22 protein-coding genes are annotated in these 20,718 nt (G+C 58.2%); 14 read left to right on the plus strand and 8 right to left on the minus strand.

Annotated features, from left to right (window positions below; all coding sequences use genetic code 11):
- The first annotated feature begins 270 nt into the window (after positions 1–270).
- The 4 genes from GOB93_RS01275 to GOB93_RS01290 all read left to right on the plus strand — a co-directional run bounded on the left by GOB93_RS01275 (position 271) and on the right by GOB93_RS01290 (position 5,124).
- The gene (locus GOB93_RS01275; protein WP_173581706.1) at positions 271–2,103 is read left to right on the plus strand and encodes an adenine deaminase C-terminal domain-containing protein; all 1,833 of its coding nucleotides are present in this window, start codon (positions 271–273) and stop codon (positions 2,101–2,103) included.
- The gene (locus GOB93_RS01280; RefSeq protein WP_173581707.1) at positions 2,100–3,080 is read left to right on the plus strand and encodes an isopenicillin N synthase family dioxygenase; all 981 of its coding nucleotides are present in this window, start codon (positions 2,100–2,102) and stop codon (positions 3,078–3,080) included. The genes GOB93_RS01275 and GOB93_RS01280 overlap by 4 nt, the downstream gene beginning before the upstream one ends.
- 65 nt (positions 3,081–3,145) lie before the next feature.
- Positions 3,146–4,483, plus strand: a complete 1,338-nt coding sequence (locus GOB93_RS01285) for an NCS2 family permease (RefSeq protein WP_173581708.1) — start codon at positions 3,146–3,148, stop codon at positions 4,481–4,483.
- Between the two features lie 434 nt (positions 4,484–4,917).
- Positions 4,918–5,124: a cold-shock protein gene (locus tag GOB93_RS01290; RefSeq protein ID WP_173581709.1), complete on the plus strand. Its 207-nt coding sequence runs from the start codon at positions 4,918–4,920 to the stop codon at positions 5,122–5,124.
- Positions 5,125–5,515: 391 nt separating this feature from the next.
- Here GOB93_RS01290 and GOB93_RS01295 read toward each other — a convergent pair whose 3' ends face one another.
- Positions 5,516–6,289 carry an AraC family transcriptional regulator gene (locus GOB93_RS01295; RefSeq protein WP_173581710.1) on the minus strand — a complete coding sequence of 258 codons (774 nt, stop codon included), beginning with the start codon at positions 6,287–6,289 and terminating at the stop codon, positions 5,516–5,518.
- Positions 6,290–6,335: 46 nt separating this feature from the next.
- Here GOB93_RS01295 and GOB93_RS01300 point away from each other — a divergent pair, with 46 nt between their 5' ends.
- Complete coding sequence (locus GOB93_RS01300; RefSeq protein ID WP_173581711.1) at positions 6,336–7,601, plus strand: MFS transporter; 1,266 nt, start codon at positions 6,336–6,338, stop codon at positions 7,599–7,601.
- A 343-nt stretch (positions 7,602–7,944) separates the two neighbouring features.
- Here GOB93_RS01300 and GOB93_RS21125 read toward each other — a convergent pair whose 3' ends face one another.
- The 3 genes from GOB93_RS21125 to GOB93_RS01310 all read right to left on the minus strand — a co-directional run bounded on the left by GOB93_RS21125 (position 7,945) and on the right by GOB93_RS01310 (position 9,481).
- Positions 7,945–8,148, minus strand: coding sequence for a hypothetical protein (locus GOB93_RS21125; RefSeq protein WP_198912652.1), 204 nt, complete (start codon positions 8,146–8,148; stop codon positions 7,945–7,947).
- Between the two features lie 79 nt (positions 8,149–8,227).
- Positions 8,228–8,572: a cation diffusion facilitator family transporter gene (locus GOB93_RS21130; RefSeq protein ID WP_198912653.1), complete on the minus strand. Its 345-nt coding sequence runs from the start codon at positions 8,570–8,572 to the stop codon at positions 8,228–8,230.
- 330 nt (positions 8,573–8,902) lie between these two features.
- Entirely contained in the window at positions 8,903–9,481 is a 579-nt protein-coding gene (locus GOB93_RS01310) for a TetR/AcrR family transcriptional regulator (protein ID WP_242010454.1), read from the minus strand.
- 71 nt (positions 9,482–9,552) lie between these two features.
- Here GOB93_RS01310 and GOB93_RS01315 point away from each other — a divergent pair, with 71 nt between their 5' ends.
- Entirely contained in the window at positions 9,553–9,954 is a 402-nt protein-coding gene (locus tag GOB93_RS01315) for a nuclear transport factor 2 family protein (protein WP_173581712.1), read from the plus strand.
- Between the two features lie 398 nt (positions 9,955–10,352).
- Here the strand turns inward: GOB93_RS01315 and GOB93_RS01320 are convergent, their stop codons facing one another.
- Complete coding sequence (locus GOB93_RS01320) at positions 10,353–12,098, minus strand: oleate hydratase (protein WP_173581713.1); 1,746 nt, start codon at positions 12,096–12,098, stop codon at positions 10,353–10,355.
- Positions 12,099–12,291: 193 nt separating this feature from the next.
- Between GOB93_RS01320 and GOB93_RS01325 the strand changes: the two genes are divergently transcribed.
- The 3 genes from GOB93_RS01325 (at position 12,292) to GOB93_RS01335 (ending at position 14,196) form a co-directional block, all read left to right on the plus strand.
- Complete coding sequence (locus GOB93_RS01325) at positions 12,292–12,630, plus strand: amidohydrolase family protein (RefSeq protein ID WP_338422260.1); 339 nt, start codon at positions 12,292–12,294, stop codon at positions 12,628–12,630.
- A 436-nt stretch (positions 12,631–13,066) separates the two neighbouring features.
- On the plus strand, positions 13,067–13,828 hold the full coding sequence (locus tag GOB93_RS01330) for a hypothetical protein (RefSeq protein WP_173581715.1): 762 nt from the start codon (positions 13,067–13,069) through the stop codon (positions 13,826–13,828).
- A gap of 38 nt (positions 13,829–13,866) precedes the next feature.
- Positions 13,867–14,196 carry an SMR family transporter gene (locus tag GOB93_RS01335; RefSeq protein ID WP_173581716.1) on the plus strand — a complete coding sequence of 110 codons (330 nt, stop codon included), beginning with the start codon at positions 13,867–13,869 and terminating at the stop codon, positions 14,194–14,196.
- Positions 14,197–14,540: 344 nt separating this feature from the next.
- On the opposite strand, the gene GOB93_RS01340 is transcribed toward GOB93_RS01335, so the two are convergent.
- From GOB93_RS01340 to GOB93_RS01350, 3 genes are all read right to left on the minus strand, one after another.
- Complete coding sequence (locus GOB93_RS01340) at positions 14,541–14,891, minus strand: RidA family protein (protein WP_173581717.1); 351 nt, start codon at positions 14,889–14,891, stop codon at positions 14,541–14,543.
- A gap of 95 nt (positions 14,892–14,986) precedes the next feature.
- The gene (locus GOB93_RS01345; RefSeq protein ID WP_173581718.1) at positions 14,987–15,694 is read right to left on the minus strand and encodes an NTP transferase domain-containing protein; all 708 of its coding nucleotides are present in this window, start codon (positions 15,692–15,694) and stop codon (positions 14,987–14,989) included.
- A complete protein-coding gene (locus tag GOB93_RS01350; RefSeq protein WP_173581719.1) occupies positions 15,619–16,758 on the minus strand; it encodes an XdhC family protein in 1,140 nt (379 codons plus the stop codon). The genes GOB93_RS01345 and GOB93_RS01350 overlap by 76 nt, the downstream gene beginning before the upstream one ends.
- 151 nt (positions 16,759–16,909) lie before the next feature.
- Between GOB93_RS01350 and GOB93_RS01355 the strand changes: the two genes are divergently transcribed.
- The 5 genes from GOB93_RS01355 to GOB93_RS01375 all read left to right on the plus strand — a co-directional run bounded on the left by GOB93_RS01355 (position 16,910) and on the right by GOB93_RS01375 (position 20,566).
- Positions 16,910–17,320 carry a baeRF12 domain-containing protein gene (locus GOB93_RS01355; protein ID WP_173581720.1) on the plus strand — a complete coding sequence of 137 codons (411 nt, stop codon included), beginning with the start codon at positions 16,910–16,912 and terminating at the stop codon, positions 17,318–17,320.
- A gap of 42 nt (positions 17,321–17,362) precedes the next feature.
- Entirely contained in the window at positions 17,363–18,031 is a 669-nt protein-coding gene (locus GOB93_RS01360) for an MBL fold metallo-hydrolase (protein ID WP_173581721.1), read from the plus strand.
- Positions 18,032–18,144: 113 nt separating this feature from the next.
- Positions 18,145–18,648, plus strand: a complete 504-nt coding sequence (locus tag GOB93_RS01365) for a DUF192 domain-containing protein (RefSeq protein WP_408742321.1) — start codon at positions 18,145–18,147, stop codon at positions 18,646–18,648.
- A 119-nt stretch (positions 18,649–18,767) separates the two neighbouring features.
- Positions 18,768–19,739, plus strand: coding sequence for an NAD-dependent epimerase/dehydratase family protein (locus GOB93_RS01370; RefSeq protein WP_173581722.1), 972 nt, complete (start codon positions 18,768–18,770; stop codon positions 19,737–19,739).
- Between the two features lie 554 nt (positions 19,740–20,293).
- Complete coding sequence (locus tag GOB93_RS01375; protein WP_173581723.1) at positions 20,294–20,566, plus strand: TolC family protein; 273 nt, start codon at positions 20,294–20,296, stop codon at positions 20,564–20,566.
- Positions 20,567–20,718 lie beyond the last annotated feature (152 nt).

Here is a 20,718-nt window from a genome sequence, read left to right on the forward strand (position 1 = left end):
CACGGCGGCCGGTAGCAGAGGCCGGTCATACGGGCCACTTATACAGGCCGGTCATGGGTGCCGGTAAAGGGGCCAGTCACGGGACCAGTCATCGCGGGGAATCACCGGGATGCGTCACAGGAGGCCATCATGGAGGGCTGTTACAGGGGCTGGCCTGAGGGCCTGGTCGTTTGGGGCCGGGCCGGCAAGGGGCTTAACCGGAATGCGGGATCGGAGCGGTGTCTGTGAGGCGATGCGGGTTGATATGGCGGTAAACGGAGATCAGGGCTGATGAACGGGCAGCAGATTACACGGTCTGAGCTTGTCGATGTTGCCATGGGCCGCAGACCGGCCTCCGTTGCGATCCGCAATGCGCGGATCGTCAATGTCCTCAGCCGGGAGATTCATGACGGCGAGATCCTGATCCTGGGAGACCGGATTGCCGCTCTGGGACCTTCCGATCCCGGCCGGCCGGAGCCGGAGCAGGTGATCGACGCTGCCGGCCTGTTCGCCATGCCCGGCCTGATCGACCCGCATCTGCATACGGAGAGCTGCGCCGTCACCCTGGCGGAATTTGCCGGCGCGGTGGTCCCGCGCGGCGTGACGACGGCGATCTGTGATCCGCATGAATACGGCAATATCATGGGATGGGAGGGCATCCGGCTCTGGCTGGAGGAAAGCCGGCGGGTGCCCATGAGCCTGCTGCTGCGGGTCGCGCCGCGGGTCCCGGAACTGCCGCCTGAGCTGGAGACGGCGGGCGGGTCGTGGACCATGGCCCGGACCCTGGAACTGCTCGCGCTGCCGGAAGCGGCCTGTCTCGCGGGGGATATCCATCCCCGTTTCACGCTTGAGAACGACCCGCGGCAGCGACGGCTGATCGATGTGACGATCGCGCTCGGCAAGACGGTCAGCGGTTACTCGCCGGGGCTGAGCGGGCGCGAACTGTCGGCCTATGTCGCCGCGGGAGTGGAGGACAGCCACACCCCGCATGATGTGGAGGAACTGTGCGAGGATCTGCGGGCCGGGCTGCATCTTTTCCTGACGCCCCGTCCGGGACGGTTCGGACCGGATCAGTTCCGGGCGCTGGCCGGGCTGATCGCGCGGGAAGGGATCGATACCCGCCGGATCTGCCTGTGCACCGATGACGTGCCGGCGGACCGGCTGCTGACGGAGGGACACCTGGACTACCGCGTCCGGCTGGCCATCCGGTCCGGTATTCCGGCGCTGACGGCCCTCCAGATGGCGACGATCAATTCCGCTGAGGCCATGCGGATCGACCGGGATTACGGCTCGGTCACGCCGGGGAAAAAGGCGGATATCATCCTGAGCACCGATGCCGAACTCAGCACGGTGCGGATGGTTCTGCGCGCAGGAAGGGTCGTGGCGCGGGACGGAGAGCTGGTGACGCCGGTTCCGCCCTTCCCCTGTCCGCCGGAAGCGTTGCGGACGATGGAGCGGGTCTCCATACCCGCGCCGGAAAAGCTGCTGATTCCTCTGGAAACGGCGCAGGAAACGGTGCTCTGCCGGGTGATCGCCCGCGAGGGAGAAAAAGTGTTCAGGCCTATGCGGCTGCCGGTTCGTGGCGGGCTGATCCGGCCCGATCCGGAGCAGGATGTCGTCAGCCTCGCGGTCCTGGACCGGTATCAGGGTAGCGGCAGGATCGGGCGGGGCTTTGCATACGGGACGGGGCTGCGGCGCGGCGCCGTGGCGTCGAGCATCAACCACAACGCGCATGACCCGTTTGTCGCAGGCGTTGCGCCCGAGGATATGGCCTGCGCATTACGGCGGCTGGTGGAGATCGGCGGCGGCTACGTGGCGGCGCTGGACGGACGGATCATCGCCGAACAGGCCCTGCCGGTAGTCGGGATGATTTCGGAGGCGCCGCTCGCGGAGGTCGCGGCCGGGCTGCGGGCCGTCGAACAGGCCGTGATCACGGAGCTGGGCTGCTCGCTGACGGATCAGCCGCTGCTCCAGCTCAGTTTCTTCTGTTCTCCGGTGGTCCCGCGCGTGGGCCTCACGGATTTCGGGCTGGTCGATACGGACCGCTACGATTTTGCGGACGTTGTGGCTGAGCCTGTTTCCTCTTCCGCTCATTCTCCCGACGAAAAGGAACTCTCCGTATGATTCCGTCCGTTCGTGCTGCGTCCGCCGATGAGGTTCCGGTTCTCGATCTCTCCGCACCGGACGGGGAGCAGGCACTGGCCACCCGGTTGCGGGAAGCGTGTCTGTCGCTCGGTTTCTTCTATGTCGCCGGCCATGGTGTCCCCCGCACGCTGACGGAGAACATCTTCGCCGCTTCCCGGCGATATTTCGCGCTGCCGGAGGAGGATAAGCGGCAGGATCTGATCGACGAGCGTTTCCGGCGCGGCTACATGCCGATCGGTGTCAGCCATAAGGCCCCGTGGCGTCCGGACCTCAAGGAAAGCTACGAGGTTTCCCTGGACCTGCCGCCGGACGATCCGGATGTCATCGCCGGCCGCTTCCTGCATGGCCCCAATCGCTGGCCGGCGCGTCACCCCTGGCTGCAGGCGGCGGTTGATCCTTATCTGGCGGCGATGCTGGAACTCGGCGAGCGCCTGATGCGGCTGTTCGCCCTGAGCCTTGATCTGGAACCGGAGTTTTTCGTGTCCCTGGCGAAGAAACCGACCATGCATCTGCGGCTGTTCCATTATCCGCCACAGCCGCCGCAGTCTCCGGACGATCAGTTCGGCATTCCGCCGCACAGCGATCTGGGCATGCTGACCATTCTGAACCAGGACCCGATCGGCGGCCTGGAAGTGCGCCGGCGGGACGGGGAGTGGATCGCCGCCCCCTGGATCGAGGATACGTTCGTCGTGAATGTCGGCGATCTGTTCTCGGTGTGGACGAACGATCTGTACGTGTCCACGCCGCATCGCGTGGTCAACCGGACCGGACGCGAGCGCTATTCCATTCCGACCTTTTTCAGCCCGGATTTTGACACGTCCGTCTCCTGCCTGCCAACCTGCCTGCGGGAAGGGGAGACGCCGCGCTATGCGCCGATGCGGTCGGGAGCGTATCTGGAAGAACGCCTGCGTGCGGGGCACCGGTTCGACGAGGCCCGCCGGGCTCCGGCCGCCTGATCCGCCGCGTGCGGGATGAGGGAAGCGGCGCCGTCCCCCGGGAACGGACGGAGAAGAGCACCGGGATGAGACGGCTGGACGCTTTCTTCGCCATCACGGCGCGGGGCTCGACGGTCCCGCGTGAGGTTCTGGCCGGCGTCACCACGTTCAGCGCGATGAGCTATATCCTCATCGTGCATCCGATGATCATGGCCGGGGCAGGCCTCGACCGGCATGCGCAGACGACCATCACGGCCTGGGTGGCGTTCGCCGGCACGCTGCTGGTGGCGCTCTGGCCGCGCATGCCGCTGGCGGTCGCGCCCGGCATGGCGGCGAATGTTCTGTTCGCGCAGGTCATCGTCGGGCAGATGTCCCTCTCGCCGGCTGTCGGGCTGGCGATGCTGTTCATCAGCAGCAGTCTCTTTCTGCTTCTGGCTGTCAGCGGGCTGCGACAGCGCCTGCTGCTGGCGCTGCCTCTGGCGGTGCGCGCCGGAATCCAGGGCGGGCTTGGGCTGCTGATCGCCTATATCGGCCTGCAGAATGGCGGACTTGTGCATGCGACGGCGTCCGGACTGCACGTGGCGCCGCTTGTTCAGCCCGCGGTGATCTATACGGCGGTGGGTCTGCTGGTGACGGCGGCGCTGTTCGCGGCCGGGACGCCGGGAGCCCTGCTGATCTCTATTCTGGTGATGACGGCGGGCGGCCTGTTCGTGCCTCTGCCGGGGGGCGGGTTCGTGACGCATCTGCCGTCGCGGCTGCTGGACTGGCCCGGTCTGCCGGACGCGTATTTTTTCGCGATGGATTTCCACGGCTACCTCGCGAATCTTCCCGTGGTTCTGCCGCTGACGCTCTATTATTTTCTCTCCGAATTCTTCGCCGCCGCCGGAACGATCGTGGCGGTGGCCGGCCGGCCACCTCTGTCCATGACCCCCGGCGTGGTGACGGAGGGACACCGTCTGTTTCTGTGCGATGCGTTTTCCGAACTGACCAGTTCAGTCCTGGGCACCAGCACGGCCGGCGTCTTTCTCGAATCCTCGGCAGGCGTCGAGAGCGGGGGACGGACGGGGTTTGCCTCGGTTATCACGGCCGCCCTGTTCCTGCTTTCGCTGTGTCTGTGGCCGATGCTGACGGCTGTTCCACCACAGGCGATCGCTCCGGCGCTGGTCATGATCGGACTTTCGATGCTGCGCAGCCTTGCGGATGTGGATATGCAGCGGGCCGAGGACTGGGTGCCGGCCCTGCTGATCATCCTCATCATGGCGGTCGCCGGTGATTTCATGGTGGCGCTGACGGCGGGCTGTCTTTCCTACACGCTCATCATGGTTTTCTCGCGCCGGCACCGGGACATGTCGCCGGTCATCCTTCTGCTCGATGTGATGCTGACGGTCGATCTGGTTCTGAAGGTCCGGCTGATTCCGGGGTGAGGGATGAGGACTGATTATGGCGGTTCACGCGGGAAGAATATGATGGAGTATTATCCCGATATTGAATAATATTCTGATGATGCAAAGAAATTCCGGGGTGTTTCAGGTTCTGTTATGCAATGGGATGGTATTGTCCGGTGTGATTACCGGACGGATTATGGCGTCGGGTCATGGATCTGATTTGGATGGCGACCGCTGCGGTGATCCGGTGCGGGCGGCATCGGTGCGGATCGTGCGCCGGGGGATGTTTTGTCGTCTGATCTGACGCGCCGGACAGTTTCTCCTTGCATTTGTCCTGTCTTCGGCGCATCTGTGTCGGCCAGCGGGTGCTTTTATTCGGGTATCGACGCGTGTTGCGTCAGTTTTTCTCCTTAAAAGTTATGATTTCGTGTGTGTTTTGTGCACGACCGCTGTTGTTAAAAAGGAGCCTCGTTATGGCAACAGGCACCGTAAAATGGTTCAACTCTACCAAGGGTTTTGGTTTCATTCAGCCTGATGACGGAGGGCAGGATGCGTTCGTTCATATCTCTGAACTCGAGCGCGCCGGAATGCATACCCTGACCGAAGGTCAGCATGTCTCTTACGAGCTTGAGGCTGGCCGGAACGGCAAATCATCTGCAGTGAGTCTCAAGGCGGCCTGACGCTTTAAGACACATTTCCGATGTGCAGAAAGCCGCCCTCCGGGGCGGCTTTTTTTTGTTTTTGTGTCGTTTGGGACTGTTTTTTTTTACGCCCATCCCTGATGACCCTGGTACGCAATTGTCAACGTCCCTGAAGCGGACATTACATTCGCGCCGGGGTGCGCAGTGTTTCGATCTGTGCGGCTGTCTCCGCAAGTTGTCGTCGGGAGATCAGATCAGGGGCAGCATCCGGCAGCTTTATGCGCCTGCCTTGCCTCCCTTTGGTTTTTTCAATCCTGCACTCAAAAATGTCGTTTAGACATGTTTAGCCGCCCGGGGAACTGTCAACGATTTGTATGTTTAAAGGGATGGTACCATTTCATTCCGGGCTTACCGAAACCCGGCCAAACGATCAGTGCGATCGGTTCAGATAATAACGCGGTGACGTTCCCAGCCGCTGTCGGAACATTGTTGTGAAGGCGGCGGGATTATCGTACCCAAGAGCGAGCGCCACGGCAGTCACGGATTCTCCTGCCGTGAGACGGGGCAGGGCGGCAACCAGGCACGCCTGTTGCCGCCACTCTGCAAAGGACAGACCGGTTTCACGCCGAAACAGACGTGTAAAGGTGCGGCGGCTCATGCGGAGCGACTGGCACCACTCATCAATTGTAGTGTGAATATCAGGACGGATAAGGAATTTCCGGCACAGGGATGCAAGCTTCTTATCGCCCGGGAACGGCAGGGATAACGGCAGCGCTGTCAGTGACTGCATCTCACACCGAATGAGATTCATCAGGGCCATTGTGCCGGCCGCAGGCTCGTTTTCGGCCGGCAGATCCACGGCACGGCCGATAAGCGCCTGCAAAAAAGGAGTGATTTCCACCACCTGACAATTCTGTGGCAAACCATCGGTCAGCTCAGGCGCGACAAAGATACTCTGGAGGCTGACTTCTCCCAGCATCCGGACGTCATGCGGGGTAGCCGGAGGTATCCATAGTCCACGTTGAGGTGGCATGATCCAGGTTGTAGCCTGTGTTGACAGGATCAGTGTACCGGATGCCCCGAAAACCAGTTGTCCATGCCGATGTTCGTGGCGCGGAATGACATGACCGTCTGGATAATCATTTCCCAGCGCTACCATTCCATGCGGCGTCGTGTGCAGAATATCGACGGATAAATGTCGCATCGTGGCCCACTCTCGTAATTTCATGGCCCGCATAAGGTGGCAGGCCATGGAAGGTGGAATTACAAGGACAGGGGCGAAAATACAATCTTTCTATAATAAAGAGGGCTATCCCGTGAGTGAGACGACGCTGGAACGTCCTGTTGCGCCATCAACAGAGTTCACAATATTAGGTGCAGCGAGTTTTTGTCACCTGCTCAATGATATGATGCAGGCGCTTCTTCCGGCTATATATCCAATACTGCGTGGAAACTTCAGTCTGTCCTTTGCAGAGGTTGGATTTCTTACTTTGGTCTATCAGATTACAGCTTCTGTTTTGCAGCCGTTGATCGGGTTTTATACCGACAAACATCCAAAGCCCTATTCCCTTCCTTTTGCCATGATCGCATCTTTGCTTGGACTGCTCATACTGGCCTTTGCACCGAATTACACGGGCCTGCTCGCAGGTGCAGCTATGCTGGGGCTCGGTTCTTCAATTTTTCATCCGGAATCTTCACGGATCGCACGGCTCGCATCCGGAGGGGCGCACGGATTAGCGCAATCCCTGTTTCAGGTGGGCGGTAATTTCGGATCGGCCCTCGGTCCTTTGGTTGCAGCCTTTTTTGTCCTGCCACGCGGGCTGCATGGGTTGGCCTGGATAGCCATCGTGGCTGCAGGTGGCGTTTTTCTTATGACGCGGCTGAGTCAATGGTACAAAGAAAACGGCAAGGCGCGCATGAACGTCAGTAAGCCACGCCCGCTCCCTGCCCACATCACGGCAGCACACGTCCGGCGCGCCATGGCCGTGCTGGTAGCATTGATTTTCTCAAAATATATCTATCTTGCCAGCATCACCAATTATTACACATTTTACCTGATGCACCACTTCCATTTCACAATTCGCAACGCCCAGCTTTGCCAGTTCGTCTTTTTTGCCGCTGTCGCCACTGGCACGGTCGCGGGTGGTCCTGTCGGCGACAGGCTGGGCCGCAAGGTTGTAATCTGGTTCTCTATTCTCGGCATCCTGCCTTTCACGCTGGCATTGCCCTATGTGGGGCCTGGTACAACGATCGTCCTGAGCGTGATTATCGGCGTCATACTGGCTTCAGCTTTCCCGGCAATTGTTGTGTACGCTCAGGAACTGATTCCCGGTCGCACCGGCCTGATTTCAGGGACGTTCTTTGGTCTGATTTTTGGTGTCGGAGGCATTGCGGCAGCCATTCTCGGTGGTCTGGCAGATACTCATGGTATAGATTTCGTCTATCATTTATGCTCATTTCTGCCTCTGGCTGGGCTGTTGACTATATTTCTTCCAAATACAAAACCTGAACAATAAATATTTCCATTCTCATCTGTGTATTTCTTATCATATTTTTTTTGATTTTTAAGGTAATGGGTCATTTCACAGGCACGTCAGGCTCCGGGGATTTTGCACTTCGTAGAGAAATCCCCCGGATCAAAATCAGCGTAACGGATATTCATGGCGACCGTATTCCTGCCCTGCTGTCGAAAATTCTGCCTGATCGAAAGTGTCGCTTAGTTGCGCTTAAATCGACCTCTGCTTTTGGGGAAGCACACCAAATAATTTCGATGATTGCAGAAATCAACTGGATCTGTATCTGTACTGTGGTCGAGATATCGTTCCGCATCATAGAGATGTCTGAAGCCACCGGGCAGGGTCATAAATCCTGATGCGGGTCAGGGGCCGCGCTCTCAGTTTCAGTCGTGGCAATACGATGCCCGGCGCGGGCCGCAGCCCAGATTTCTCGTGCGGCATCAAGATTCATGAAGGCGATTCCCAGACCAGCCAGAAGGTCGGGCCAGATCGAATAGTGATCGAGCGTGATAATGCCTGCGATAATGATGGCTATATTGGCCAGCACGTCATTGCGTGCCGAAAGGAACGCAGCCTTGTCAGGCTGCCACCCTGATGACGATAGTGGACCGGCAGAAAAGCCGGGATCAGGCTGATGACCAGCGCACCCAGACCAGTGAAGGTAAGCGACATGGGATCTGGTGGCACGGGGCTGCGATCTTCTGCCAGAGCGTCCGGAGGAACGCGATCACCGGTGCGAACAGCACAGCGGAGAGCAGCATGCCGACTTTCGCACGCCGGGCAGCATTCCAGCCGAATGCTGCACTGATCAGAAAGCTTACGGCGGCGTCCTTAAAAAAATCCGCGCTGTCGGCAAGCAAGGACATCGAACCGATGGAGAGCGCTACCGTGAACTCGATCACGAAATAACCAGGATTGAGGAGTGCGACGATCAGAACGATCCACCGGAAGGAAACAGTATGTGAAGTCATGAAATATTTTCCGTTTCAGACGGTCGGGAACGGTTTTCGTTCTGGCCCCCCAGACACGTCATACACAGAGTACAAAGGCAGGTTTACATTTATGTCGTCCCGGCATGCAGTAGTGGAAGACGCATCCGAAATCAGGGATTGTGCGCAGAGGGCTTACGCGCGTTATATTCCCCTGACCGGGCAGAAGCCTGCGGCGACGGTTGCAGATTTCGTGAAACAGATCGCCGCTGGTTCCGTCTGTTTCTGGCTTATTTCTGCCCGACAGCAGACTGTCCGCATCCCCGGCCAGAGTGGCATCTGAGAGCGAAGCGCAGTGCTGGCAGGGACCACTTATCGAGGGTGAAGAACATTTCTCGCCCGGGCTGTCTGCAGTTTCCGGATCGTCTCAAGAGGCAAGCCCTGCATCAGCATTTCATCAATCAGATCGATATGCAGTCCCGATAACAGAGCATGGGCATTGTAGGTGGCATAATCTGCGTCGGCAGGGTTTGCCGCATCTGTAATGCATCTTTTTATTTCGGCATGCATCCATTGATAGTGCGGAGATTGCAGCAACCCTCCGCTGAGCTCCCGGGCGCGGATCAGATGTCTGTTCGCAATTTTGAACGTCAGAATGGCATCAAGAAACGAAACAAGACGGTCTGCAGGTGCCGCGCCGGGTTCAAATGGTGGCGTATTGCTTTCAGCACTCTCTCTCAGTGCAGCGATCCTGGCAGCCCAGAGCGCATCCAGCAGGCCGTCCCGACTGCCGAAGGCCCGAAACAGGGTTCCTTTTCCAACAGACGCGGCCAGAGCGATCGCATCCATTGTCACGGCGCCCGGAAGCTCACTCTGAGCGAACAGTCTGTCTGCGGCCGCCAGCATATCGTCAGGTGAGGCAGGCGGCCGTCCCCGATTTTTACATTGCATTACGGACCGACGGTCCGTTAAGGGTGAAGCTTCTGGACTCATGGTCCTTAATTCATATCGGAGAGTGGTACATGGCACCAGCATCTGTCCTCCCTCACTGGCTTGAGACAGCACTTAAAGCGCTCAGAAATGGCGATATCGACGGCTGGATGTCGATGTATGCGACCGATGCCGTTCATGAGTTTCCATTTGCTCCTGAAGGCTCTCCGACCAGTCTGACGGGACGGGATGCTATCGGTGCATATATGCGGCGTCTGCCGTCATTCATTTGCTTCGGTTCACTGAGTGATGTGCGCGCGCGTGATGTCGGTGACGAACTGATCGTGGAAGCGACGGGCCACCATCGCCGGATTTCGGATGGGGCTCCCTGCGACGTTACCTATGTATGGTTCATCACACGACGCGACGGCAAAGTGACGTCGATCAGGGATTACATGAACCCGCTTCAGTTACGGCGTATCGCGTCATCCTGACACGTAACTGCGGATGTCGGCTTTTTCAGAGCCTGTTTCAAAAGCTTCAAAGGGACAAAATCTTTCATAACAGACCGATGAGATTATGTTTTTTATCCCGCTCATCTGTTCGCTTCAGGCAGTCTCAGGAAACACCACACAACAGGCCTTTGACAAAACAGAAGTTTCCGGGTGTCTCCTTTTAAAAAAACAAGAAATATCTTTATAATTCAAAGAAGATTATGCAGGAATGCGTTTGAAACACTCTCCTGAAAGAACACTCCGACAGGCAACCTTCTGCTCCCCCGGCCATTGCCGGACATTTCTGCCGGGACTGATGGGACGGATACATTTCCCGATAAAGTCCCGTCAGCCGACCGGCGAGCCGGATAGGAACGTCATTGTCCTGCACTGAATTTTCAGAGAAGTCCGTAACGTTCCAGAAGATTATCTATCTCCGTTCCATCCGTCAGATGATGAAGCAGTCCGGACGCCGGAACTTTCTTCCCGTCCCGCAGTTCCGCCGCCGCCTGCAACAGCATCCGAATGTCATAGATGCTGCCAAAGACTTCCGGAACGGCCCGGTCGACATTGAGCAGCGTATAGACCGCTTCCATCGCCGTGCGGACGGAATATTCCGTGGTGAACACGGTGTCACGCGGCGTTTCGGCGAACTGTCCGAGAAAGGCGAGATTGACGCTGCCATCCGGCACTACTTTCGGGCGGTCACCCGGAGAACGCGGCATGAACTGCGCCGTGATGAACGGCATCATGCAGGGATGCGTGATCGCGCCCGTTGCCGCCATGTCGTCGATCTGGTCGGGTGGCACGCCCATATGGAACAGCCACTCCTGCGTGATCTCCTCGCCGGTGCACTCCTGCATCGGTTTTTGAACATAGTTGCCTGGCACATCACTGAACAGCCCGTAGAGCCACGCCACCATCTGGCCCTTCGGCTGGCCTTTGAAATGGGGCTGGCGGCTGACCACCCAGCTCATCAGCCAGGCGGAGTCCTGAATGGTGATCGGGCCGCCCGTTACCGTGCGTCCGGAGAACGGATCGCGTCCCGTAATCTTCTGCACGAGATCGGGAATCCGCGCGTCCTGCGTTGTGACGGTTGCAGACAGCCAGCGGGATTTCGTCGTATCGCCGCAGAACACATCCGGGCGGCCGAAAGCCGGGTCCTGGCCCGCGATGTTGCGCCACAACTGCCAGATGCTGCCTTCTCCGATGGTCGTATCGACCGGTGCCGGTGTATGGTGATCGCCCCAGCGGGAATTCTCCACCATGGAGCCGTTGGTGACGAAAACCAGTTCGTCCGGGCTGAGATCAACGCCTGCCGCCGCCCCGTTTTCCAGCCAGTCGATATGCGTCGCGACCTTTTTTCCGCGCGACATATCGACGGCGACATTCGTCACCCGCACGCCGTGGCGAAACACGACGCCCTGATCGGCGAGCCATGTCGACAGCGGTCTGCTCAGGGATTCCTGCTGGTTGTATCGGGTGAATTTCAGTGTGTGCAGATCCTTCAGTCCGAGGATCTGGTGCACGAAACGGGCGAGATAGCGCTTCATCTCGATCGCGCTGTGCCATGGCTCGAAGGCGAACATCGAGCGCCAGAACAGCCAGAAATTCGATTTCATGAAGTCGGCGGACAGCATGTCGCTGATGGTCCGGCCCGCAAGCTTCTCCTCATCCGCGAGAATGAGCGCGATGATCTCCCGCCGCGCCTTGCCGGTCAGCGTCAGGCTGTCCCGATCCGGCAGCGGCTGGCCATGTCCGCACATCGCCCGGACCGGGCTGCTGCTGGGATCGATCCGGTTGAGATGGTAGAATTCATCGAGGACCGAGGCGTCCGGAACTTCCAGCGAAGGAATCGAACGATACAGATCCCACAGGCACTGGAACTGTTCCTCCATTTCCCGGCCGCCGCGGATCAGCCAGCCGGTCTCCGCGTTGCCCGTGCCGTCCAGCGCTCCGCCATCGGCGTCCGACGCTTCAAGAATTGTGATCTTCGAAGGCGTCATCTGTGCATCACGGATCAGAAACGCCGCTGCCGCCATGCCGCCCAGTCCGCCGCCGATAATCCATGCCGACCGGTTTTCCACGCCTTCGGGCTTTACCGGGCGGGCGAAGGCTTCGAAATTACTGTGGGCGTATCTCATGGCGTGCTGTGTCTTTCAGAGCCGGCAGTGGCCCGATCGATATGACGGAAAGAGAGTTTTGTGAATGTACATAGCTTTTTGGTGACCGGTGTCTTTGATGTGCGTCAATTCACGCAGATACTGTTTGCCGGCGGGGCAGCGGGTGCAGCTCTGCCGGAAAACAGTCTGCCTCATCTCAGATTACGTTCTCGTCGTGCGTGGGGCTTCCGCAAAAGGCGTGTGCATCGGCCCTGGCTGTGACGGCGGCGACGCCAACGACAATTCAAACCTGATGCATTGTATCCACTCAGCCTGCATGCTCCAGTACTTCGTCGCCGCACAGCGCGAAAATCCCGTGCCCGGACCAAAGGAGTTTCTCAGATACGCCACGTCGGAAGGAGCAGGCCTCCTCGGCCGCAAAGACATCGGCATGCCGACAGACCTCACCATGGTCAACGGACGCATCGTCTGGAAAGACGGAGAATTCCCCGGACTGGATGAGGCCGGAATGGCCGCCGAAGCCGAAGCCGTCATGAAAGCCACATTGGAATAACGAATAATCACACCGCAAAAAACATTTACCCATTGCGCAAACGGGAGACAGAGCGGGCTTTTCCCGGCACTCTTCTGATCAGAGAGACTGTTTCAAAAGCCCTCGTGAAACTTCCGATCAATTATAAAAAGTTTTTGGTGAAGCTTTTTCCAAAAAGCTTCAGAAACCGCTGCCTTTTTGAAAGTAACAGGCAATGCTGCGGTGTCGTCAGCCTGTCTCCATAAAGCACACCAGACAACAGAAACGCTGTTCATCCTGATGCAGGAAGCAGCAGAGACAAGACCCGGACACTCAGACAGATACCGGAAAATGTTTCTCCAGACAGAACCTGATTGCCGGTCCGTGTAATCATGGCAGGTAATACAAAAAGAACTTGCCTAACGCACCGGCAAATTCAAAAATACATGATATAAAGACAACCTGAAATCAGAGTATAATGATCCCTGTTCGCTCCATAATCCTCACCGCACTGACTTTTTCTCTCATCGCCTGCTCCGGCACACCGCCATTATCCTACGCTGTATTACCCACCGGCAATATCCCCGAACCCATATTCGACCGCCTGGAAGCCATCACCAACCAGAGAAACGCCAAACTCCACCGCGCCGAGGCGAACCCCGCCCGCACAGGCGGCGCCTTCCTCGAACCGCAATACGTCTACACCATCGCCCCGCCATTCATCCCGCAGACCATCGACCTCCGCATCGCGCCCTTCACGGCATACGCAGGGAACCCGAAAGCCACAGAAGTCGCCAGCAATCTTCCGACCGCTCTCGTCTCACACCTGAAAGCACAGGGTCTTTTCCATTCCGTCGAACTGCTCGACCCGTACACACAGCCCGCCCCGCAAACGGTCATCATGAGCGGCATCGTCAACCAGGCCGACAGCGACGACGTCACCCTCAGAGGCGACGCCCACACCCAGACCGAAATCCTTCTGCGTCAGAACAACGCGGTCAGAGGCGCCATCGTCCTCAGCCTGACCCAGCTCAACGGCACCACCATGTTCCCTTCCGCCGCCGTCATGATCGGCATGGCCCTCGCCAGCGCAACCCAGGGCACCCGCGCCGCCTGGACAGCCGATAAGGTCGCCCATATCATGAAAAAAGTTCAGAAAGGCGAGCTCGAAGGCGTCGACACCAGCAACGGAGAGGCGAGCGCCCTCAGATTCACCGCCCCCGTGCCGATGGCCCGATAACCCTGCAATCTCGTTTCCCGGAACACAAAGGCCCCGCCTTGAACCGACTTGCCCTCACCATCGCCATCCTGTCCGAGGTCGTCGCCACATCCTGCATGAAAGCCTCGGACGGCTACACCAGGCTCGCGCCCTCCGCCGTCAGCATCCTCTGCTACCTCGTCTCGTTTTACTTCCTTTCCCAGGCCCTGAAGACCATCCCGACCGGCATCGCCTACGCCATCTGGTCCGGCGTCGGCATCGTCCTGATCTCCCTCATCGCCTGGCTCATCCAGGGCCAGAAGCTCGACACCCCGGCCATCATCGGCATGACCCTCATCATCGCCGGCTGCCTCATCATGAATCTCTTTTCAAAGACATCAGCCCATTAAGGAGGGAAGGGGACTTCCTGAAATCAATCCGGAATAGAAACGAAAATGTCCATAACATTCCGGAATCCGGCTGCCGCTCAGTCCGTCCCCACAATAAAAAACAGAAAAATTCTCACCACCGGCAGGGCAGGGACAGCTTCACTCCGGGATCACCGCCACAGACACAGCATCCCGTAAACCCCGCAACCACCACCCGAACAAGGCCCCGGAAACAATCCGTGATACCCCGTCCGAATGACCCCGACCCTTCTGGAAAACTCAGGACCGGAAAAGGCTCCGTCCGCACCCCGCACCCCGCACCCCGCACCCCGCACCCCGCAGGGCGCCGGACAGAACCTGACGAATTACTTCGTCGTGATCAGCATGATCTCAACCAGCACCCGCGGATCAGCCAGCGTCGCCTGCACGCAGGCCCGGGCCGGCGCCATGCCTTCCGGCAGCCACGCGCTCCACACGCGGTTCAGCGCGTCACGGTCCTTGATGTCCTTGAGCCAGATCTGAGCCTGAAGGATGCGCGTATTATCGGTGCCATGCTCCTCAAGGATCGCATCGATCTGCGTCAGAATGTCCTTCGTCTGCCCCTCGGCGTCCAGCGACAGATCGCCCGCCACCACGCCCTGCGTGAAGACAAAGCCATGATACTCAACAGCTTTGGACAGAATGGCGTTCGGCTCGGTCCGCAGAATTTTACTCATGGAATACTCCTGATGTTAAGCGCACCCGGCGCTCATATCGTAACCGCCCGAACCTGGGCAGATGGATCAGAGAAATAAAGCCACACCCGCGGGATTCAAAGTCCCGCAAACACATCAAGCGCCTCCGGCGTGTCGAAATCGACAAAGATCGAAGCATCCGTGCTGACTGACACCTTATGCAGACCCGGCATCCGAAGAAGCTTCCTCGCCCCTTCATCGCCCGTGAGCCCCATCAGATCCCCGAACCGCCGCGCATCCCATAATACCGGATTGCCGGGCCGGCCGTCGCATTCAGGCACCACCGCGTCAGCACCGGTCGCCCGATGACACTCCGCCAGCGCATCGATCGTGGCACCTGTGACAAGAGGCATATCCCCAAGACAGATCACGACTCCCGCCGCCCGGCAATCACGCGCATACGCCACCCCTGCCCGAAGCGACGCCGAAAGCCCTTGCGCCGCATCGGCCGCCAGCCGGATTACAAACCGCTCCCTGTCCGTCCGTTCTTCGATGGCACATGCGGCAGCGCGGGCAACCCGCCCGTCCACATCAGGAACCACGACGCAGATACCCGCCACCCGGCTCGACGCAACCTGCGCCAGCGTCCGGGCGATCATGCTCCGGCCCGCGGCATCTGTCGCCAGAAGCTTGTGCCGTTCCCCCGTCCGCGACGACCGCCCGGCCGCGGTAATGACCGCGACGATCCCGCCCGCTGCTCCGGCCCCGGTTATAGAAGCTCTCCGCCAGCCCCGACGGCACAGGAGGTCTCGCCGGACGTACGCGTGCCGGCAGCAGGCGACCACCAGTCCTGCCGGATAGCCAGAGGAGCTCCCCGCCGCACCGCAACAATATCCGCCAGAATGGAAACAGCTATTTCCTGTGCGCCGACCGCTCCGATCGGCAGACCCACAGGCCCCCGTATCTTCTTCAGCAGGGTTTTCGCCACACCATTCTCGCTCAGACGGCTCAGCCGCGCCGCATGAGTCCGCCGCGATCCCAGGGCGCCAACATAAAACGCCGCGCTCTTAACGGCTTCCGTCAGCGCGGGATCATCGAGCTTTGAGTCGTGCGTCAGCGTCACGATAGCTGTCCGGGAGTCGATCTTCAGGGCAGCAATCGCCTCATCCGGCCAGTCCGCAATAAGCGATGCATCGCGAAAGCGCTCAGGCGTCGCCAGATCACCCCGCGGATCGATCACGATCGTCTCGAAACCCATCGCCCGTCCCATTGTCGTCAGCGCCTGCGCGATATGCACCGCGCCAATGACGACCAGCCGCACAGGCGGACAGATGCTCTGCCAGAACCAGCCCGGCTCGCTCCCGCCACCCAGCCTGACGCATTTCCCGGCTCCGGCCTTCCGTCCCGCCGCCAGAATGTCGGACGGCACCGGATCTGATCCGGCCGTTTCCTCCCCTTCGCCGAAGACGGCATGATGCTGCCCGTCAAAAGACCGCACGAGCGTGAGCGCCGTTCGCTCACGCATCCCCCGGATGATTCCCTCCAGCAGAGCGTGGCTGAATGTCCCCTGAGGAGACGCAGGACCACGGAACGCCTCCACAAAAACACTCAGACTGCCGCCGCAGGCCAGCCGGATGCCCCATTCCTCCGCTCCCGCTCCGCCATAGCGAAGCAGCGCCGGAGGCGCGCCGGCGATAATCTCCCGTCCTGCCCGGATGACATCCGCCTCAACACATCCTCCGCTGACGGAGCCTTCAACCCGCCCGTCCGAACCCATGACCATCATGCTTCCCAGAGGTCGCGGAGAACTGCCGGACATGCCGGCAACCGTCGCAAGCGCGACACCATGGCCACCGGCAAGCCACCGATGAGCATAATGGAAAGGATCGGCAGGCAATCTGTCTGACATGGTGATGACTGTATCAGCTCGTACAGAGTGCACCAGCATCGTTCTCGCATTGGGGGGTTGCCGAAGAGGGCCATTGGGCTCATTTCTCCCTCCTGAAAGAGTCGTGTCCGGATCTGTCGTCGGGACATGCAACCGAAGAGAGGACATACCTATGCCGAACAGCTTTGATGGTGAGACAGCCTATGTCGTCGTCGATGGCGGTAAAGCGAAGTTTTTCAAGCATAAGGATGGAAAATTCGAGGAGATCGCATCCTTCGATTCCGCTAAGCACGAAGGAACACCGGGGATGACCCCGTCCGGCTCTTCCCTCGGAGAACAGAAAAAAGATGCCTTCGCCCGCGTCGTCGCTGACCGGATGAATGAAATCACGCAGAGAAGTTCGAATCTCGACGGTTTCGTGCTGGCCGCTCCGGGCGAGGTTCTGCACGACCTTCGCGAGCATCTGTCAAAGCCCGCCCAGCAGAAACTCATCAAGACGCTGGTAAAAGATCTGACCAATATCCCGGTGAGCGAACTGCCTTCGCACTTCGATATTCCGGAAACAGGCTGGAAAACCGCCTGACCGGAAAGCCGCGGTCAGGTTCGTGCAGAGTGAGTCGTGTCCATGAGTAATGTGTGCCGCTTCGAGGTGGAAAGGATACCTGTTACTCCTTTTCACCAGAACTGCTCCCTTGTCTGGTGTCCGCAGACGAAGCACGCTTTCATTGTCGACCCCGGCGGTGACGTCGAAACGATTATGGAACGGGTGGAAGCGTCAGACCTGACTGTGGATGCGATCCTGCTGACCCATGGCCATCTCGATCACGCCGGCGGTGCCGGGCAGTTGCGCAGCGCTCTGGAGGCCCGGCAGGGAAAGGGTTCGGTGAAGCTGATCGGTCCCTCCCGGGAAGACGAATTTCTGCTGAACTCAATAGAGACTCAGGCTGCGCATTTTGGTCTGAATGATCTGAAAAACGCCCGGCCTGACGAGTATACCGCGGACGGTGATACTCTGACCCTTCTCGGGCGTACCTACAGTGTGAGTCATGTTCCCGGCCACACGCCAGGACATGTAGTATTTTTTGACAGACAGGATGGCGTGCTGTTTGCCGGAGATACTCTGTTCAGAGGCACCGTCGGAAGAACGGACTTCCCATACGGGAATGGGAAACAGCTGATTGACTCAATCGTCGAAAAAATCCTGCCGCTCGGTGACGATGTTGTGGTGCTGCCCGGTCATGGAGCTCCCACGACAATAGGGATTGAACGGGAGAGCAACCCGTTTCTTCGGTGACGAGGCTGAATAATTTTTTCTTCAGGATTTTGTCCGAAAAATTTTCAAACAGAGAACGCTATGTTTTGTCTCATTTCTGCGAGGAATGTACTGTCGTGCAGGCACCTTTTTCGGTGAGAAACTTTCTTCCGTTCTGTCTTGCCGTCGCTTTGTATGGTGGTGTCTCCGGATCCGCTGCTCTTGCGGCTGATAATATGGGTGAACAGTCTTCCGTAGCGCAACCCGAGCTGGTGCATGAACCGCTGAGTATTCGCTCAGGCAATGGGACACATCAGTTTTCAATTGAGGTGGCAAAAACGCCGAAAGAGCAGGAAATCGGCGAGATGTTCCGGACAAATATACCTGCTGACCGAGGTATGTTGTTTGTATGGCCGTATCCGCAGCAGAGTGACATGTGGATGAAAAATACGCTCAGTTCTCTCGATATCGTTTTTATCGGCAGCGACCATCGTATCCAGTCGATCGTTGAGGATACCGTGCCTGAAAGTCTCGCTCATGTGAGCAGTCACGGGCCGGTGATTGCGACACTTGAATTGCGGGGCGGCGAGACTGCCAGGCTGGGAATTTCCGTTGGTGATACAGTGAGCGTACCGTCTCTCGACAAAAGAAAATCCTGATACTTCTCGCGGTTTCTGATCTGCAGCCGGCCGGAGTGCAGGTCTGGTTGGACTGGATTGGGAAACGCGTGTAGCAGTCTGTCGCACGTTGTATTGGTCGGCAATAACGGGGAGCCGGAGTGAGTATTCTAGTAACTGGCGCTGCCGGCTTTATAGGAGCAAGAGTTTGCCAGGTATTGCTTGAGCAGGGTGCGCACGTTATCGGGGTCGATAATTTAAATAATTATTATAATACTGATCTGAAAAAAGAGCGTATTTCCACTCTCTCATCGAGTAGATACTTCGACTTAAAAGAGGTTGATATAGAATCAGTCGATTTATCTGATCTCTTTAAGCTGGAAGAACAGCGCGAAATAACGGGTATATTGCACTTTGCAGCACAGGCTGGTGTAAGACACTCTCTGGATGCGCCGATTGACTTTATAAATACAAATGTAAAAGGGCATATCGCAATTCTGGAGTTCGCCAGAAAACTGGCGAACCTGAAGCATCTGGTTTATGCGTCGTCATCTTCAGTATATGGCCGTAACGCAGCCCTGCCATTTCGTGAGAGTGACAGGGTCGACCGCCCTGGATCTGTTTACGCCGCCTCTAAGCGGGCTGCTGAACTGATGTCAGACTGTTACCAGCATCTTTATGGTCTTCCCCAGACAGGATTGCGTTTCTTTACCGTATATGGTCCCTGGGGCAGGCCGGATATGGCGTATTTTAAGTTCGCGCGAGCGATTATGCGCGGGGAAACTCTTACATTATACGAAGGCAGGGAACTCGCGAGAGATTTCACTTACATTGATGACGTCGCTGACGCCGTTCTGAAGGTTCTCGCCGCCCCGCCGTCTTCAGATCAGCAACGACTTCTGAACGTCGGCAACAATTCTCCGGAATCCGTATCATACCTTGTGACGCTTCTGGAAAAACACCTCGGCCGTAATGCGTCCGTGTCCGTGATGCCGCGTCCCGTTGCAGATGTGGAAACCACCTGGGCATCAATCGATGCAATTGAAAATCTGGCAGGCTGGCGTCCCCGGATCACACTCGACGAAGGGATCGGACGGTTTTCCGAATGGTTCTCGCGCAGTAAATATGTTTGATTTTCAGAAAATTTTCAGAGTTTCTGCTTGAAATTTTTGCGGGGTAGCTTGCGATTGAAGCTGCAGATGGGACATTTGTTACGACTGACACCCGATTAAGTGGAGATAGAACCGGATTGTCGGGGCACGCCGATCGGAGGAACCGGAACAGGTGTCTGTTTTATATAGGCAGGCGTGGCTGCTGCCACTTAAGCACAGGCTTCTGACGCTTCAGTGGCCGGTGCAACCCTGACCTTATTAAGTGAAATTTTGATGCTCGGAGCAATCTCGGGCGCCTTCGTCTGACACCGGCGGCCAGCATTTCGACAATAATCGGTCTGTCTCGTTGACCGGGAGTGCCGAATTCAGGGCTCTTGTCGCGGGGCTGGTGTTCGACTGCATGCGATCATCGGAGTGTATTCCTGATGAACGTGAACTACAGCGGCTATCTCTTGGTTCCAGAGTGAACCAGTCGGAACTGGATGCGGCGGAGTTTCTGAAACAGGCGCGATCTTCCAAGCCGGTTGTCGGATTTGCCGCCGGGCACACGGCGCCTCCAGGGCGCCGGATGGGTCATGCCATTGCCTTCGTCTGGTCAGCCGGCCTACCGCAAGACCATCCTGTCTGCGCAGGTGGGCACCAACCGTCGATCTTATGTACTGGCGTCGGAGCAGTATCGTCACGGGATGACGAATTTCCTCAATGTGCTCGATTCTGAGCGCCGTGTGCTGCGTTCGGAGACTGATTTCGCGGAGATCACCTCGACCGTGTCGTCTGATCTTGTGCGGCTGTATCTGGCGCTTGGCGGCGGCTGGGAGCGGGTTTTCCCGTTATCTGCCCGGGGGTGAGACGAGGCATTTTTTGATTTGTGTGATTTTTCTGAAATTTAGGTGTTGACGGTGTGTGTGTAGGGGTCTTATACCCCGCTTCACCGCAGCGGCGGGGCCCTTGAAAAGCTCTTCCGGTTCGGGTAAAGTCTTCAGCCCTTTGGGGTTTAGAG

Source organism: Acetobacter musti (assembly GCF_011516835.1).
GTDB classification, from domain to species: Bacteria; Pseudomonadota; Alphaproteobacteria; order Acetobacterales; family Acetobacteraceae; genus Acetobacter; species Acetobacter musti.

Excerpts from the sequence above, each read along its gene's own strand:
- GOB93_RS01275 (WP_173581706.1), top strand. The coding sequence starts at position 271 with ATGAACGGGCAGCAGATTACACGGTCTGAGCTTGTCGATGTTGCCATG.
- GOB93_RS01280 (WP_173581707.1), top strand. The coding sequence starts at position 2,100 with ATGATTCCGTCCGTTCGTGCTGCGTCCGCCGATGAGGTTCCGGTTCTC.
- GOB93_RS01285 (WP_173581708.1), top strand. The coding sequence starts at position 3,146 with ATGAGACGGCTGGACGCTTTCTTCGCCATCACGGCGCGGGGCTCGACG.
- GOB93_RS01290 (WP_173581709.1), top strand. The coding sequence starts at position 4,918 with ATGGCAACAGGCACCGTAAAATGGTTCAACTCTACCAAGGGTTTTGGT.
- GOB93_RS01295 (WP_173581710.1), bottom strand. The coding sequence starts at position 6,289 with ATGCGACATTTATCCGTCGATATTCTGCACACGACGCCGCATGGAATG.
- GOB93_RS01300 (WP_173581711.1), top strand. The coding sequence starts at position 6,336 with ATGGAAGGTGGAATTACAAGGACAGGGGCGAAAATACAATCTTTCTAT.
- GOB93_RS21130 (WP_198912653.1), bottom strand. The coding sequence starts at position 8,572 with ATGACTTCACATACTGTTTCCTTCCGGTGGATCGTTCTGATCGTCGCA.
- GOB93_RS01310 (WP_242010454.1), bottom strand. The coding sequence starts at position 9,481 with ATGCAATGTAAAAATCGGGGACGGCCGCCTGCCTCACCTGACGATATG.
- GOB93_RS01315 (WP_173581712.1), top strand. The coding sequence starts at position 9,553 with ATGGCACCAGCATCTGTCCTCCCTCACTGGCTTGAGACAGCACTTAAA.
- GOB93_RS01320 (WP_173581713.1), bottom strand. The coding sequence starts at position 12,098 with ATGAGATACGCCCACAGTAATTTCGAAGCCTTCGCCCGCCCGGTAAAG.
- GOB93_RS01330 (WP_173581715.1), top strand. The coding sequence starts at position 13,067 with ATGATCCCTGTTCGCTCCATAATCCTCACCGCACTGACTTTTTCTCTC.
- GOB93_RS01340 (WP_173581717.1), bottom strand. The coding sequence starts at position 14,891 with ATGAGTAAAATTCTGCGGACCGAGCCGAACGCCATTCTGTCCAAAGCT.
- GOB93_RS01350 (WP_173581719.1), bottom strand. The coding sequence starts at position 16,758 with ATGTCAGACAGATTGCCTGCCGATCCTTTCCATTATGCTCATCGGTGG.
- GOB93_RS01355 (WP_173581720.1), top strand. The coding sequence starts at position 16,910 with ATGCCGAACAGCTTTGATGGTGAGACAGCCTATGTCGTCGTCGATGGC.
- GOB93_RS01360 (WP_173581721.1), top strand. The coding sequence starts at position 17,363 with ATGAGTAATGTGTGCCGCTTCGAGGTGGAAAGGATACCTGTTACTCCT.
- GOB93_RS01375 (WP_173581723.1), top strand. The coding sequence starts at position 20,294 with ATGCCATTGCCTTCGTCTGGTCAGCCGGCCTACCGCAAGACCATCCTG.